The following is a 13,580-nucleotide window of genomic DNA, read 5'->3' as shown; positions in this document are numbered from 1 at the left end:
ACCGCGGAGTGCGGCTCGCTCACGTCCGCCGCACCGGGCTGCTGCGGCCCGCTCAGCGGCGCGCCGTCCGTTCCCACCGTGACGACGTCACCCCCCCAGCACCTCGCCGACCTCGCGCGCGACGTCGTCGACGTTCCCGCCCTGGAGGACCAGCTCGAGCAGCCGGTCGTGGGCGTCGGCGGCGCGCTCGACGCTCGTCGTGCGCCTCCGCAGCTCCTCGCCGGCCGCGCGGAGGTCGCCGAGCGCGAGCTGGGTCTCGCTGAGCAGGCGGGCGTTGTCGAGGGCGATCGCCGCGTGCGCGGCGAAGGAGCTGAGCAGGGCGATGTCGCTGCGGCCGAACGGCCGCACCGTCCGGTTGGCCGCGTACAGCACCCCGATGACCCGCCGGCCGAGCAGGAGCGGGACCCCCACGATGGACGTGATGCCCTCGTCCGCCACCGCGGAGTCGATGCCGTCGGTGTGGTGGAAGCGCTCGTCCTGGAAGTAGGCGGCCGAGGCGTACGGGGTCGCGGTCTGCGCCACGAGACCGCCCAGGCCGGCCCCCATCGGCAGCCGCACCGCGCGGAAGAGGTCGGAGGAGCAGCCGGCCGTGACCCGCATGTAGGTCTCGCCGGCCTCCTCGTCGTTGAGGGAGAGGTAGGCGACGTCGCTGCCGAGGAGCTGGCGCGAACGCCGGACGATCGCCTCCAGGACGGCGTCGACGTCGGTGAGCGAGGCCAGGTCGCTCGCCGTCTCGAACAGGGCCGTCAGCTCGGTCTCCCGGCGCCGGCGGGACTCCAGCACGCTCCGGACCTGCAGCGCGAGCGCCTTGGCCCGTTCGAGGCGCTCGAGGGTGTCGGTGCCGCGCCCGCGGTGCGGGCCGCGAGCAGCGGTCCCTCGAACTCGGCGGGCGGGGCGTCGCGCGCCAGCAGCTCCAGGTACTCCGTGCCTTCCACGCCCGTCATTGTGGCCGACGGCGGTCCGCGACGGGGAAGCTGCCACGGCTCCCGCGTCGGTGTGCGGGCGTGCCCGCCCGCGTCGATCGGGCAGGATGTCGGGCGTGAGCGCGTACCTCGACGGACCCGGCCCCATCGCCCTGGCGCACCGCGGCGGCGGGCTGGAGGTCCCGGAGAACTCCCGTGCCGCCGTCGAGCACACCGTCGCGCTGGGGCTCGGCTACCTCGAGACGGACGTCCACGCGACCTCGGACGGCGTGGTCGTGCTCTCCCACGACCCCACGGTGGACCGGGTCACCGACGGCACCGGTGCCGTCGGGGAGATGACGTGGGCCCGGCTCTCCCGGCTGCCGGACCGCTCGGGCGAGCGTCTGCTGCGTCTGGACGAGCTGCTCGGCGACTTCCCCGGGCTGCGGGTCAACATCGACGCCAAGAACGACGCCGTCGTGGCGCCGCTGGTCGAGACCGTGCGGCGCTCCGGTGCCGCGGACCGGGTGTGCCTGGCGTCCTTCTCCGACGCACGCCTCGCCCGGCTGCGGTCCGCGCTCGGACCGGGGGTCGCCACCAGCCTCGGGCGCCGGGACATCGTCCGCCTGGCGGCGGCGTCCCGGCTGCCCGGTCCGGCCCGGCGGTGGGCGCTGCGGCGCCTGCCGGGCCCCGCGGAGGGTGCGGTGTGCACCCAGGTCCCCGTCTCGCACCGTGGGGTCCCGGTCGTCACGCCGAGGTTCGTCGCCGCGGCGCACCGCCACGGCCTGGCGGTCCACGTCTGGACGATCGACGAGCCGGCACAGATGCACGCGCTCCTCGACCTCGGGGTCGACGGGCTGGTCTCGGACCGCCCGCGGGTCCTGCGCGACGTGCTCACCGCACGGGGCCCCTGGCACTGATCGCGAATCCATTTCGGCCACCCGCCCCCGGGTAACGGCGGCATGATGAAGCGGTGAGCTCAGACGGGTACCTGGACCCTCGGACGCGCCGCACGCGCGCGGCGCTGGGGCGTGCCATGGCGCAGATGGTTGTCGAGGCGCCGCTGGCGCAGGTGTCCGTCGCGGCGCTGTGCCGCGCCGCCGGCGTGCACCGGACGACGTTCTACAAGCACTTCAGCACCGTCACGGAGCTCGCCGGCGCCGTGCTGGGCGAGCTCTTCGAACGGATCGACGCGCTCGACGCCGGCAGTTTCAGGACGGAGTGGCTGGAGGACCTGCTCGACCACGCCGCGGACCGCCGGCGGGCGTACGCCGCGCTGGTCGGCCCCGACGGCGACCCGTCCCTCACCCGGGCGGTCACCGACCGCCTCATCGAGGCGGCGGGCCGCACCCTCGTCCCGCTCGAGAGCGTCACGGTGCTCGGGACGGACGCCCCGACGGTGGCGCGGGTGATGGGCTTCGCCTCGTACGGGGCGCTCGAGGCGGTCCTGCTCGGCGCGGACCCGCGCGTCACGGCGCGCGCCTTCGTGGAGGGCCTGCCGGCGCCGCTGGTCGAGGTGCTCGTCGGGCGCTGAGAGGACTGGCCGCCGGGACGACGGAGCCCCCGCCGGCGACGGCGGGGGCTCGGGGTCTCGGTGCCCCCTACTGGATTCGAACCAGCGACCTTCTGCTCCGGAGGCAGACGCTCTATCCACTGAGCTAAAGGGGCGCCGCTGCTGACAGCGCCTGGTGATGTTATCAGCCGTGAGGGCGCTCCTTCACCTCCGTCGCGGCCGCAGGGCGGGGGGAGTGGTGCAGGTCACGGCGGGGCGGGTGCTGTGACGAGGGCCGCACCGGCGGAAGCGGACGGGAATCTCGGGCCGTCCCGGGCTCGTACTACCCTGACCGGGTGACCCCAGCCCAGCTCGCCGCACTGATCCGCACCGTCCTCCGCGCGAGCCGGCGGTCAGTGCCGCGTCCGTGCCGGCCATCCCGCCGAGGTAGCCGACGTAGCCGGGCAGCAGCGGGAGGACGCACGGGGACGCGAACGAGACCCGCCCCCGCGATCGCCGCCACGGGCAGCGCCGCCAGCATCGACCCGTCCACGACGGTGCGCTGGAAGACCTCGGCGATCTGCTCCCACACGGTGCGCTCAGGCCCCCTCGGCCAGGACGTCGTCGATCAGGCCCCGCAGGATCGTCGGGTCGGCCTGGCCGAGGATCCGGGCGGCCACGCGCCCCTCCTTGTCCAGCACGACGGTCGACGGCATCGCCTGCAGCGGGACGAGCCCCTCCAGGGCGGCGACGCCGCGGGCACCCTCGTCGTGGAGCGAGGGGTAGGGCACGGAGAAGGTGCGCTCGAAGGCCTGGGCGGTTCCGGCGTCGTCCCTGGGGTTGATGCCGAGCAGCTGCACGCCCTGGTCGGAGTAGTCGTCGTGGACGGCGGCCAGATCGGGCGCCTCGGCGCGGCAGGGCGGGCAGGCCGCGTACCAGAAGTTCAGGACGACGACGTCGCCCCGCCAGTCGGCGAGGTCGATCTCGGTGCCGTCGTAGCTGGTGCCCGTGTGCTCGACAGGGTCGCCGCGCTCCCCGGCGTCCCACGTGGTGAAGGAGCCGTCCCCGGCCTCGTAGCCGGCGTCGACGGCGCCGGCCCCCTCGGTGGTGCCGCCCGGGGCGCAGCCGCCCAGCAGGGCGGCCGCCAGCCCGAGGGCGACGGCGGAGCGGACGACGGCGGAGCGGACGACGGCGGACCGGGCGCTACGCGCGGCGCCGACGCGGGCCGGGACCCTCACGCGCCCGCCTCCCCCTCGTTCTCGGCGGCCGCCGAGGTGCCGGGCACCATGTCGGTGGCACCGAGCAGCAGCTCGCCCGCGGGCTCCCAGTAGCTGAGCCCGACGAGCCGGCGACCCTCGAACGTCAGCGACGTGAGGGAGGCGAGGGAGCACTGCCGGCGCCTGGGGTCGTGCGCGAGCGGGCGGCGCTCGAGGTGCAGGCGCGTCACCCAGATGGGCAGCTGGTGACTGACGAGGAGCGCCTCGCCGCCCTCGGCGCGGTCGAGGACGCCGGCGACGGCATCACGCATGCGCCTGACCTGAGCGCGGTAGGGCTCGCCCCAGCTCGGCCGCAGCGGGTTGACGTACGCGGCCCAGTTGCGCGGGTGCGCCAGGACCATGCGGTTGGCGTTGACCGCGACCCCCTCGAAGTGGTTGGTGGCCTCGATGAGGCGCGGGTCGGTCTCGACGTCGAGCCCGAAGGAGGTCGCCGAGGGCAGCGCGGTCTCCTGGGCCCGCTGGAGCGGGGAGGCGACGACGACGCGGACGTCGTGACCGCCGGAGTGCAGCACGTCGGCCACCCGCGCGGCCATCTCCTGGCCGCGGCCGGACAGGCGGTAGCCGGGCATCCGGCCGTACAGGATGCCATCGGGGTTGTGCACCTCGCCGTGCCGCATGAGGTGGACGGTCGTTCGCTGCATGGGTTCAGTGTCGCAAACTCGCGGGCACTCCCCCGAACCCGCGACCGTGGTGGTGGCCAGACTCACGCGCGAGGACGTCGGCCGGCGCTCCCGTCAGTCCTCGGCGCTCTCGTCGCCCTCGATGAAGACGGCCATGATCTCGCCGAGCTGGCCCAGCTGCTCGGGAGTGAGGCGGTCGACCATGCGCGCACGGACGGACTCGACGTGCCCGGGTGCGGCCTCCTCCAGCCGCGCGTACCCCTTGTCGGTCAGGGTGGCGTTGACACCGCGACGGTCCTCGGTGCAGGTGGTGCGCTCGACCAGGCCGGCAGCCTCCATGCGGCGGATCGTGTGCGTGAGCCGTGACCGGGAGTGGACGAGCTCGTCGGCGAGCGCGGACATGCGCAGCGTGCGCCCCTCGGCCTCCGAGAGCCGCACCAGCACCTCGTACTCGCTCAGCGACAGCCCGGCCGACTGCTCGAGGTCGTGGTTGATGACCTCCTGCAGGCTGGCGCTCCCCCGCAGGTAGCGGCGCCAGGCGCGCTGCTGGTCGGCGTCGAGCCACCGCGGGGTGACGACGGGGAACCTCGGTGCTGGCATGGTGCCTTCCTCGTCCGGCGCCACCTCTGTGGCGCGACAGCTGGCTTCTCGTTGCGGCCCCGACGTCCCGTGGGAGGCGGAATCCTCGTCGTGCCGCAAATGTTAGGGCGGGGCGCGCGGATCCGGTCACGGTCCGTTCACCGGACCTTGATGTCCCACCTCTTGCGCTCACCTCGCACCCTGAGTATATAGTTCAAAAGTCAACTACTTCCAGCCCTTGCCGAGGGCCGGGAACCGGACCAAGGAGGACCGCTTCGTGAGCACCATCCCCGCAGGTACCTACGTCATCGACCCGTCGCACACGGAGGTGGGCTTCAGCGTCCGCCACGCCGGCATCTCGAAGGTGCGCGGCAAGTTCGACAAGTTCGAGGGCAAGATCGAGGTCTCCGAGAACCTCCCCGAGTCCTCCGCGATCGTCACCATCGACGCCGCCTCCATCAACACCGGCGACGCCAACCGCGACGGCCACCTCCGCTCCGCCGACTTCTGGGATGCCGAGAACAAGCCGACCTGGACCTTCGTCACCAACGGCCTGGAGGGCGACGGCGAGGAGTTCACCCTCAAGGGCGACCTCACCATCAACGGCGTGACCAAGCCGGTCGCGCTGGAGGCCGAGTTCAACGGCGCCACGACCGACCCGTTCGGCACGAAGCGCATCGGCTTCTCCGCCTCCACCGAGATCTCCCGCAAGGAGTTCGGCCTGACCTGGAACGCGGCCCTCGAGGCCGGCGGCGTCCTGGTGGGCGACAAGGTCAAGATCCTGCTCGAGGTCGAGGCCACCCCGCAGGCCGAGGACGCGGCCGAGTCCGCCGAGGGCGAGACGAACGCCTGATCCTCCTGCCGCTCCGACGGCTTTCCGGCGGCGCGCCGCCTCACCGGCGGCGCGGCCGCCCGCAGATCCGCGACGGCGGCACCTCCCCCCAGGTGCCGCCGTCGTGCTGTCCGGGGCCTGTGGGACGAGGCGCCGAGCACCCGCGCACGCAGGCCGCGGGTCTTCCCGGGTGCGTGCGTGCGTCCTCTCAGCGGAGGGCGGCGCGGGCCCGTACGTGCCCCCAGCGGAGGGCGGGCGTGCGTCCTCTCAGCGGAGGGCGGCGCGCACCCGGCCGGCGTCGATCCGCCAGTACCCCTGCTGAACGCCGTCCACCGTCACGACCGGCACGAGCTCGCCGTAGCGCTCGCGCAGCGTCTCGTCGGCGTCGATGTCGACCTCGACGAAGTTCTCTCCCGTGTCCTCGCGGACCCGCTCGAGCATGGTGCGCGCCTGGTCGCACAGGTGGCAGCCGGCGCGGCCGTACAGCACGACGCGCGCCTCGTCGACGTTGGGGTCAGCGGTCATGTCCATCCTCCGAGAGTACGACCGCTCCTCTGCCCGCCGCGCGGACCGCGGCCCCGGACGGTCAGGTGGGCACGACCGACTGCCACCCGCGCCGCTACGCTGGCGCGGGTGGACGTCCCCGAGGAACGCGCGCCGGTGCAGGCCGCCGTGGACCGCGTCCGGGGGGGACGTCGACCGGCCCCACATCGCGACCTACAACTCCTTCGCCGGGAACATCGCCCGCGACCACGCCCTGCGCGTGGGGGCCGACCCCGACGCGCGGCTCATCACCGAGGCGGGCGCCTGGCAGCTGGCGGACGACGTCGTCCAGGGCTGGGAGCAGGACCTCGCCACCGAACGCTCGCCCGGGGCCGTCACCCAGGCCGTGCTCGGGCTGGCCGGCGGGCTCGGCGAGAACCTCCTCGACCCCGGCGAGGCGCGCGAGCTCCTGGCCGACCTGCGCTCGGACCTGCTCGACAGGTCCCCGGACCGCCGGAAGAGGCCGTCGGCCGACGTTCTCAAGGTCGCCGCGGCCATCGAGGAGCGCATCGCCCTGCTGGACGTCGTCGAGGCCTACGAGCGGCGCAAGCGTGACCGTGGGCTGATCGGGTTCGCCGACCAGGTCGCCCTCGCCGCCCGCATCGCCGACGCGGTGCCGGAGGTCGGTGCCCAGCTGCGCGAGCAGTACCGCGTGGTCCTGCTCGACGAGTTCCAGGACACCTCCGTCGCCCAGCTAGAGCTGCTCTCCAACCTCTTCGGGGACGGTCACGCAGTCACCGCCGTCGGTGACCCCAACCAGGCCATCTACGGCTGGCGGGGCGCCTCGGCGGCGTCCCTCGCGGAGTTCCCGGAGAGGTTCCCGCACGTTGCCGCCGAGGGCGCCACCCGGCCGGCGACGACGCTCGCCCTGAGCACGTCGTGGCGCAACGGCAGGAGCATCCTCGCCGCCGCCAACGTGGTGTCGCAGCCGCTGCGCGCACCCGGTGCCGCGCCGGGACCGTCGGTGGAGGTGCCCGAGCTGCGCGCCCGGCCCGACGCCGCCGAGGGTGAGGTGATCGGCCTGTACGCCACCAGCCAGCGGGAGGAGGCCACCCGGGGTCGCGGAGTTCCTGGCCCGGCGCTGGACGCCGGCCGGGGAGGACACCGCGGCCGTGCTGTGCCGCAAGCGCAGCCAGTTCGCCGGAGTCGTCCGCGCGCTGCAGGAGCGCGGTCTGCCGTACCGGGTGATCGGGATGGGCGGTCTGCTCGCCACGCCGGAGGTGGTCGACGTCCGCGCCGCGCTGCAGGCGGCGCACGACGCCTCCCGCGGCGACGCCCTGATGCGGTTGCTGACCAACCTGCGCCTCGGCATCACGGACCTGCACGCGCTGCAGGACTGGGCACGTCACCTGGCCCGCCGTGCCGCCGTCGCCCTCAGTGCGGACGAGGAGCGGCGTCTCGACCCGCGCGAGGAGTCGAGCCTGGTCGAGGCCGTCGAGAACCCTCCGGACGCCGGCTGGACCGGTCCGCGGGGGCACACGATGAGCGACGCGGGAGCCGCCCGCGTTCGGCACCTCGGCGACGTCCTTCGCCAGGTCCGCTCTCTCGGGTATCTGTCCCTGCCCGAGCTCGTCGTGGCCACCGAGCAGCTTCTCGAGCTCGATATCGAGGTGGCCGCACGCGCGGGGGCCGGCGGAGCCGGTGCGGCCCGCGCCGCCCTGGACGCGTTCGCCGAGGTGGCTGCCACCTTCGCGGCCGACACCGACCGTGCGACGCTCGGTGCCTTCCTGGCCTGGCTCGACGCCGCGGAGGAACGCGAGCGCGGTCTGGACGCCGTGGAGACGGGGGAGACGGAGCCTGACTCGGCGGTCGTGCAGGTCTTGACCGTCCATGCCGCCAAGGGGCTCGAGTGGGACGTCGTGGCGGTCCCGGGCATGGTCGAGACCCAGTTCCCCGGCTACGACGGCAAGGTCCGGCCCGACCGCTCGGTGGCCAGCTCGGCCTGGCTGACGAACGTGGGCGAGCTGCCCTACCCGCTCCGCAAGGACGCCGACGCCCTGCCGCGGCTCGACGTGGCCGGTGCCGCCACGCACACCGACGTCGAGGACGCACGGGTGGCCTTCCGGGACGCCGCCGGCGCGCACCGGGTGGCGGAGGAGCGGCGGCTCGCGTACGTCGCGCTGACGCGCGCCAAGCACACCCTGCTGCTCTCGGGATCGTGGTTCCGGACGGGCAGGACTGCGTTGCCGCCCTCGCGGTTCCTGGACGAGCCGCGGCGCGCCGGGCTGCTGCTCGACGCCGACGACGACGGTGCATGGGCGTCGGAACCGCCGGCGGACGCGGAGAACCCCGACACCGAGACGCCGCCGGTGCGGTGGCCGGTCGACCCGCTCCCCCGCTCAGCCCGGCGAGATGTTGTGGTTGAGCCGGAAGAGGTTCTGCGGGTCGAAACGACGCTTCAGCGACACCAGCCGGGCGAGCTTCTCGCTGCCGTAGACCCGGCGCGCCGCCTCGGGGTCGGTGGGCGCCCCCGCGTCCCGCGCCGCGTCCGGGCCGGTGGCCGGCTCGCGGCCCATGAAGTTCACGTAGAGACCGCCGGTGGAGAACGGCTGCATGTCGTCGGCGAAGCCGCGCACCCAGGCGGTGCGGGGAGCGTCGTCGGCGGCGTCCTCCCACACGCCGTAGATGTTGAGCCAGAAGCGGGCGCTGCGTGCCGGGAACGGCGTCGCGTCCTCCGGAACACGTGCGAACGCCCCGCCCATGTGGTGGATGTCGATGCCGGTGCCGACCCAGCGCTGCTCGGCCGCGCGGCGGAGGACGACGTCCATGACCTCGTCGTCCAGGCGGTCGAAGGACGTGTTCTTCCAGTACCCGCGCCTGCCCTTGGTGGCGAGCACGTCGAACGCCGACTGCCAGGCCACCCAGTCGCTCTCGCGCTCCTCCTCGTCCGGCGGTGCCGCCCGGCGCAGCTCGTCGACCAGGCGCTCGCCGGCCGCCTGGTCGTCGGGGTCGGCCCACGCCAGGGCGAGGATGAGCAGCGGCTCGTCGCCGGCGTCGAGCTCGGGAGGGGGCACGATGAACGTCAGTATCGACTGCATGGCGTCGGGCAGGTCGCGGGTCCACCGTTCCCACGCGGCCAGCGCCGAGCGCCAGTGCGGCTCGGCGTACACGAAGTTCACCGCACACAGCTCGTGCACCGGCAGGCGGTGGGCGCGGAACGTGAACGAGGTGACCACGCCGAAGTTGCCCCCGCCGCCGCGCAGGCCCCAGAGCAGCTCGGGGTTCTCGGCGTCGCTCGCGCGGACCCGCTCGCCGGACGCGGTCACGAGGTCGGCCGCCACCACGTTGTCGGCGGCCAGGCCGTAGGCACGCGTGAGCCAGCCGACGCCGCCGCCCAGAGTGAGGCCGCCGACGCCGGTCCCGGAGACGACCCCGAGCGGGACGGCGAGCCCGTGCGGGACGGTGGCACGGTCGACGTCGGCGAGCGTGGCGCCGCCGCCGACCCGCACGGTGCCCTCGCGGGGGTCGACGTCCACCGTGCTCAGCTGACCGAGGTCGATCACCAGGCCCTTGTCGACGGTGCCGTACCCGGCCACCCCGTGGCCCCCGCCGCGTACCGCGAGCGGGAGACCGTTGCGGCTGGCGTAGCGACGACGGTGGCCACGTCGGCCTCGTCGGCCACCCGCACCACGGCGAGGGGGAACTTCTCGACCATCCCGTTCCACACGCGGCGGGCGTCGTCGTACCCGTCGTCGTCGGCGGTGACCACCGTCCCCCTGAGCTGGCCCCGGAGGTCGTCGACGGCGGTCTCGGGGGCGGTCCTTCGGTCGTCCATCGGTCTCTCCTCGCCAGGCCGCCCGCGGGAGCACCGAGGGGGAGCGGGTCCCGGGGCCCGCGGACGGTGCGGGCCGGTGGTCCGGACCCCGCCGGCGACGGTGATGGCCGGATGGTCCGACGGCGGGCGCGTTCCCCAGCATGCGCCCGAGGTGTCCCGGCCCTCAAGGGTGAGAGCGGCCCGAAACGTAGCCGGGCACGGCGGCGCAGCGCCGTCCGGACGCCCAGGACGGTCCGCGCCGCGCCGTCGGGAGAGCTCGAGAACGTCCGGCGCGACACCGACGTGACACCCGGGACTCCGGGATGCCGCCACGGGACCGAGGTGTCACCGTAGGCGTATGAGCCAGAGCGAGAACGACCAGCAGCCGGGGCAGTCGGACTGGGTCCGTGAGGGAGGCGCCCATCCGCGCGGGGAGCGGCCGGACGAGGCGGCGGACGGAGCCTCCGGCGACGCTCTGAGCCCGTCGCCCGCGGTGCACGGTGACGAGGGTGGCGGCGACCTCAACGCCGGCGCCGAGGAGGACTCGGTGCAGCGGGGCCCGGACGGCGGGCACCGCAGCCCCCCGGCAGGTGTAGCCCCCGCGCCGCGACGTCGGCCACGTGGGCCGCGGCGCTCGCCCCTGCCGTGACGTGGACGGCCGGACCGACGGTCCGCGGGATGCGGGAAGATGTCCGCGTGAATCTGCCGCTGGCCGATCGGGCGCAGGTCGGGCGCGCCCCCCGGATCGTCGTCAAGGTCGGGTCGTCCTCGCTGACGGGGCCTGACGGCAGTCTCGACCTGTCCTCGCTGCGCCACCTCGTCTCCGTCCTCGCCGCACGGCGGGCGGCCGGGACGCAGGTGGTGCTCGTCTCCTCCGGTGCCATCGCGGCGGGCATCTCCCCGCTCGGCCTGCCCGGTAAGCCGAAGGATCTCGCGACGGCGCAGGCCACGGCCTCCGTGGGTCAGGGACTTCTCGTGGCCCGGTACACCGAGGCGTTCGCCTCGCACGGTCAGACGGTCGGGCAGGTGCTCCTGACGGCCGAGGACCTCATCCGCCGGCAGAACTACGCCAACGCCCAGCGCGCGCTCGAGCGGCTGCTCGCGCTCGGCGTGGTCCCGGTGGTCAACGAGAACGACACCGTGGCCACCGACGAGATCCGGTTCGGGGACAACGACCGCCTCGCGGCGCTCGTCTCGCACCTCGTGCGCGCCGACGCCCTCGTGCTGCTCACCGACGTCGACGGCCTCTACGACGGGCCGCCGTCGCGCCCCGGCACCCGGCTGATCAGCACGGTCACCGCCGGGTCCGACCTGGCGGGGATCGAGGTCACCGGCCGGGGCAGCGACATCGGCACGGGTGGCATGGTCACCAAGCTCGATGCGGCCTCCATCGCCACCGGCTCCGGCATCCCGGTCGTGCTCACCTCAGCGGCCAACGTCGAGCCGGCGCTGGCCGGCGAGGAGGTCGGCACGTGGTTCGCCGCGACGGGCCGGCGCAAGTCGGCCCGTCGCCTCTGGCTAGCGCACGCCGCCCAGGTGCGGGGGCGGCTGCACCTCGACGCCGGTGCGGCCCGCGCCGTCACCGACGGCAAGCGCTCCCTCCTGGCCGCCGGCGTCACCGGGGTCGACGGCGCCTTCGAGCCCGGCGACGCCGTCGAGCTGGTCGGTCCGGAGGGTGTCGTCGCCCGCGGGCTGGTGGCCTACGGCTCGGCCGAGCTGCCGGCCATGCTCGGGAAGTCCTCCGACCAGCTGCGCGAGAACGGGGACGCCCTGCCACGCGCCGTCGTCCACCGTGACGACCTGGCCCAGGTGCGCCCGCGCCGGAGGCACTGACCGGAGGCCCGGGCGGGGCGGACGGTCAGCTGCCGTCCGAGCGGTCGAGAAAGGCCCCGTCGGCGAGCAGCGGGACCGCGGTGTCGGCGTCGCGCTCGGCCGCGGTCTCGACGTCGGCAGCCCAGCCCCGGTCGGCCAGCTCGACGCCCGAGGCGCACGTCCGCAACGCCGCGCCGACGTCGACGGACCTAAGGACCGCCCGCGCGGCGTCCGCCTCCGGCGAGAGAGTGGGCCGGAGACCCGGCCGTCGAGAGCCGCCACCACGGCCGCCGCTCCGAGGAGGTCCTCCAGCGCTGGGCGTAGGCCGGGCCATTAGAAGCTGAGCGGGAGAGAGGGAGTAGGGCCGTTCGGCAGCGACCTCGTCGCGCGGCACGGCGAGCTCGGCACCCACCCGGGTCGCGAGCTCGGCGGCCCGACCGTCACGCCCGCGTGCCGGGTGCACCGCAGTCCCGCGCCCGACGGCGATGCTCACGCAGGTGGTGAAGCAGAGCACGTCGGCGACGATCACGGCCGCCTCGAGCTTCACCCCATAGCCCTGCTGGACCCAGCACTCCTCGTCCACCCGGGGAGTGTGCCAGAGGCGCCGCAGAGTAGGGGGGAGGCACCGCTGCCGGATCGACCGTCCCGCCGTCGTCTCGGCCAGCGGGACGGAAGCGGGGGAGCGGGACCAGCGTCCCGGATCCCGGGACCGGTGCGGCGGATTCGGACGTCGCCGGCCCGGCCGTGCGAGCGTATCGGTCAGCAGGCGCGGCGCCCGCCGCTGCCACCGGACGACGGAGGAACGATGAGGGGATCGACGGCCAGCGCCGAGCTCGCCCTTCACGCCGCGGCCATGACGGCCCCCCGATCCTTCCGCGCCGGAACCTCTTGCTGTCGTCCCTGTATGCGCGGGTCCTGGACCTTCTGACCCCGTCCCGGTCCAGGACCATCCGGACACCGCAGGCCTGACCCCGCGCAGCGGCGCCGAGCCGCCCGGCTCGACGACGCCGTGACGTCGCCGGCACCCCGGCGGCCACGAGGGCGACAGGACGTCCCCGATGAGTGCCCGCGCTGCCTCGGCGGCGGTGTCAGGATTGCCACCTCGCCGGTCCCGGCCGCGACCTCGCCGGTCCCGCGACCTGGCGGGTGACGGGCGCCGGCCGTCCCGTCCGCCGGGGCGTCGCGCCCAGCCCCCTCCCCGTGGCGGCAGCCCAGTGCCGACGGCAAGCCGTGTCGCCGTGCGGCGCCTCTGCCGCGCGCGACGGGGCGCCCGTGCTCGGCGCCGGGTACGGGCCCCTGGCCGACGGCGAGCTGCTGGACGTCGGCGGCCTCGCCGTACGGGTGCTCGCCACTCCCGGCCACACCGGCGACTCGGTCTCCTTCCTCCTGGCCGAGGAGGGGCTGCTGCTGACCGGCGACACGGTGCTCGGCCGCGGCACGACCGTGCTCGGCTGGCCCGACGGGACGGTCGCCGACTACCTGCGCACCCTCGACACGCTCCTGGCCATGACGGGGGAGGGCCGGGTCACGCGGCTCGCACCGGGCCACGGTCCGCCGGTCGAGGACCCGGCCGCGGTCCTGGCGGCCCTGCGCGATCACCGGGTGGAGCGGCTGGGGGGAGGTCCGGGCCGCCGTCCAGGGCGGCGCCGAGGACGTCGAGGAGGTCGTGACCGCGGTGTACGGTCCGCGTCTGGGCGCCGACCGGCGCCGCGCCGCGGCGCTCAGCGTGCGGGCGCAGCTTGACCACCTCGGCGTCGTCCTGGAAGGTG

The 13,580-nt window shown here is 74.8% G+C and carries 16 protein-coding genes, 1 tRNA gene and 1 pseudogene; 8 read left to right on the top strand and 10 right to left on the bottom strand.

Annotated features, from left to right (window positions below; translation table 11 throughout):
* Window positions 1-87: 87 nt before the first annotated feature.
* Window positions 88-981 carry a GAF domain-containing protein gene (locus tag DA06_RS18495; protein ID WP_418605691.1) on the bottom strand — a complete coding sequence of 298 codons (894 nt, stop codon included), beginning with the start codon at window positions 979-981 and terminating at the stop codon, window positions 88-90.
* A gap of 58 nt (window positions 982-1,039) precedes the next feature.
* Here DA06_RS18495 and DA06_RS18490 point away from each other — a divergent pair, with 58 nt between their 5' ends.
* Together DA06_RS18490 and DA06_RS18485 are read left to right on the top strand one after the other, a co-directional pair.
* Window positions 1,040-1,822, top strand: coding sequence for a glycerophosphodiester phosphodiesterase (locus DA06_RS18490; RefSeq protein WP_418605690.1), 783 nt, complete (start codon window positions 1,040-1,042; stop codon window positions 1,820-1,822).
* A gap of 53 nt (window positions 1,823-1,875) precedes the next feature.
* Window positions 1,876-2,436: a TetR/AcrR family transcriptional regulator gene (locus tag DA06_RS18485; RefSeq protein ID WP_052436955.1), complete on the top strand. Its 561-nt coding sequence runs from the start codon at window positions 1,876-1,878 to the stop codon at window positions 2,434-2,436.
* A 61-nt stretch (window positions 2,437-2,497) separates the two neighbouring features.
* Here the strand turns inward: DA06_RS18485 and DA06_RS18480 are convergent.
* From DA06_RS18480 to DA06_RS18460, 5 genes are all read right to left on the bottom strand, one after another.
* Window positions 2,498-2,570, bottom strand: a tRNA-Arg gene (locus DA06_RS18480).
* A 167-nt stretch (window positions 2,571-2,737) separates the two neighbouring features.
* Complete coding sequence (locus DA06_RS18475; protein ID WP_418605689.1) at window positions 2,738-2,986, bottom strand: hypothetical protein; 249 nt, start codon at window positions 2,984-2,986, stop codon at window positions 2,738-2,740.
* Window positions 2,987-2,993: 7 nt separating this feature from the next.
* Window positions 2,994-3,632 (bottom strand): TlpA family protein disulfide reductase, encoded by a 639-nt coding sequence (locus tag DA06_RS18470; RefSeq protein ID WP_418605688.1) that lies wholly within the window; start codon window positions 3,630-3,632, stop codon window positions 2,994-2,996.
* Window positions 3,629-4,312 (bottom strand): histidine phosphatase family protein, encoded by a 684-nt coding sequence (locus DA06_RS18465; protein WP_043502870.1) that lies wholly within the window; start codon window positions 4,310-4,312, stop codon window positions 3,629-3,631. Before DA06_RS18465 ends, DA06_RS18470 begins: the two co-directional genes overlap by 4 nt.
* A gap of 93 nt (window positions 4,313-4,405) precedes the next feature.
* A complete protein-coding gene (locus tag DA06_RS18460) occupies window positions 4,406-4,891 on the bottom strand; it encodes a MarR family winged helix-turn-helix transcriptional regulator (protein ID WP_043502876.1) in 486 nt (161 codons plus the stop codon).
* 256 nt (window positions 4,892-5,147) lie between these two features.
* Here DA06_RS18460 and DA06_RS18455 point away from each other — a divergent pair, with 256 nt between their 5' ends.
* Window positions 5,148-5,723 carry a YceI family protein gene (locus tag DA06_RS18455; protein WP_052436954.1) on the top strand — a complete coding sequence of 192 codons (576 nt, stop codon included), beginning with the start codon at window positions 5,148-5,150 and terminating at the stop codon, window positions 5,721-5,723.
* Between the two features lie 246 nt (window positions 5,724-5,969).
* Here DA06_RS18455 and DA06_RS18450 read toward each other — a convergent pair whose 3' ends face one another.
* The gene (locus DA06_RS18450; protein WP_043502873.1) at window positions 5,970-6,227 is read right to left on the bottom strand and encodes a glutaredoxin family protein; all 258 of its coding nucleotides are present in this window, start codon (window positions 6,225-6,227) and stop codon (window positions 5,970-5,972) included.
* Here DA06_RS18450 and DA06_RS18445 point away from each other — a divergent pair.
* Both DA06_RS18445 and DA06_RS18440 read left to right on the top strand, forming a co-directional pair.
* Window positions 6,226-8,046: a UvrD-helicase domain-containing protein gene (locus tag DA06_RS18445; protein ID WP_418605686.1), complete on the top strand. Its 1,821-nt coding sequence runs from the start codon at window positions 6,226-6,228 to the stop codon at window positions 8,044-8,046. The genes DA06_RS18450 and DA06_RS18445 overlap by 2 nt on opposite strands.
* Window positions 8,021-8,386, top strand: a pseudogene (locus DA06_RS18440) (3'-5' exonuclease); the annotation flags it as partial. The gene DA06_RS18445 and the pseudogene DA06_RS18440, both read left to right, overlap by 26 nt.
* A gap of 198 nt (window positions 8,387-8,584) precedes the next feature.
* Here the strand turns inward: DA06_RS18440 and DA06_RS18435 are convergent.
* Both DA06_RS18435 and DA06_RS18430 read right to left on the bottom strand, forming a co-directional pair.
* Window positions 8,585-9,781, bottom strand: a complete 1,197-nt coding sequence (locus DA06_RS18435) for an FAD-binding oxidoreductase (RefSeq protein ID WP_418605685.1) — start codon at window positions 9,779-9,781, stop codon at window positions 8,585-8,587.
* Window positions 9,745-10,020 (bottom strand): hypothetical protein, encoded by a 276-nt coding sequence (locus DA06_RS18430; protein ID WP_418605684.1) that lies wholly within the window; start codon window positions 10,018-10,020, stop codon window positions 9,745-9,747. Before DA06_RS18430 ends, DA06_RS18435 begins: the two co-directional genes overlap by 37 nt.
* A gap of 337 nt (window positions 10,021-10,357) precedes the next feature.
* Between DA06_RS18430 and DA06_RS18425 the strand changes: the two genes are divergently transcribed.
* Together DA06_RS18425 and proB are read left to right on the top strand one after the other, a co-directional pair.
* Window positions 10,358-10,648, top strand: a complete 291-nt coding sequence (locus DA06_RS18425) for a hypothetical protein (RefSeq protein WP_043502863.1) — start codon at window positions 10,358-10,360, stop codon at window positions 10,646-10,648.
* A gap of 29 nt (window positions 10,649-10,677) precedes the next feature.
* Window positions 10,678-11,832 carry a glutamate 5-kinase gene (proB, locus tag DA06_RS18420; protein ID WP_043502865.1) on the top strand — a complete coding sequence of 385 codons (1,155 nt, stop codon included), beginning with the start codon at window positions 10,678-10,680 and terminating at the stop codon, window positions 11,830-11,832.
* A 25-nt stretch (window positions 11,833-11,857) separates the two neighbouring features.
* On the opposite strand, the gene DA06_RS18415 is transcribed toward proB, so the two are convergent.
* Entirely contained in the window at window positions 11,858-12,394 is a 537-nt protein-coding gene (locus tag DA06_RS18415; RefSeq protein WP_418605683.1) for a hypothetical protein, read from the bottom strand.
* 689 nt (window positions 12,395-13,083) lie between these two features.
* On the opposite strand from DA06_RS18415, the gene DA06_RS18410 reads away from it, so the two are divergent.
* Window positions 13,084-13,554, top strand: coding sequence for an MBL fold metallo-hydrolase (locus DA06_RS18410; protein WP_052436951.1), 471 nt, complete (start codon window positions 13,084-13,086; stop codon window positions 13,552-13,554).
* Window positions 13,555-13,580 lie beyond the last annotated feature (26 nt).

This window comes from Georgenia sp. SUBG003 (assembly GCF_000715355.2).
In the GTDB taxonomy this organism is placed as follows: domain Bacteria; phylum Actinomycetota; class Actinomycetes; order Actinomycetales; family Actinomycetaceae; genus Georgenia.
The sequence above is the reverse complement of the archived record's forward strand: the minus strand, read 5'-3'. Positions and strand labels throughout refer to the sequence as shown.

Excerpts from the sequence above, each read along its gene's own strand:
- DA06_RS18465 (WP_043502870.1), bottom strand. The coding sequence starts at position 4,312 with ATGCAGCGAACGACCGTCCACCTCATGCGGCACGGCGAGGTGCACAAC.
- DA06_RS18460 (WP_043502876.1), bottom strand. The coding sequence starts at position 4,891 with ATGCCAGCACCGAGGTTCCCCGTCGTCACCCCGCGGTGGCTCGACGCC.
- DA06_RS18445 (WP_418605686.1), top strand. The coding sequence starts at position 6,226 with ATGTCCATCCTCCGAGAGTACGACCGCTCCTCTGCCCGCCGCGCGGAC.
- DA06_RS18425 (WP_043502863.1), top strand. The coding sequence starts at position 10,358 with ATGAGCCAGAGCGAGAACGACCAGCAGCCGGGGCAGTCGGACTGGGTC.
- DA06_RS18450 (WP_043502873.1), bottom strand. The coding sequence starts at position 6,227 with ATGACCGCTGACCCCAACGTCGACGAGGCGCGCGTCGTGCTGTACGGC.
- proB (WP_043502865.1), top strand. The coding sequence starts at position 10,678 with ATGCGGGAAGATGTCCGCGTGAATCTGCCGCTGGCCGATCGGGCGCAG.
- DA06_RS18430 (WP_418605684.1), bottom strand. The coding sequence starts at position 10,020 with ATGGACGACCGAAGGACCGCCCCCGAGACCGCCGTCGACGACCTCCGG.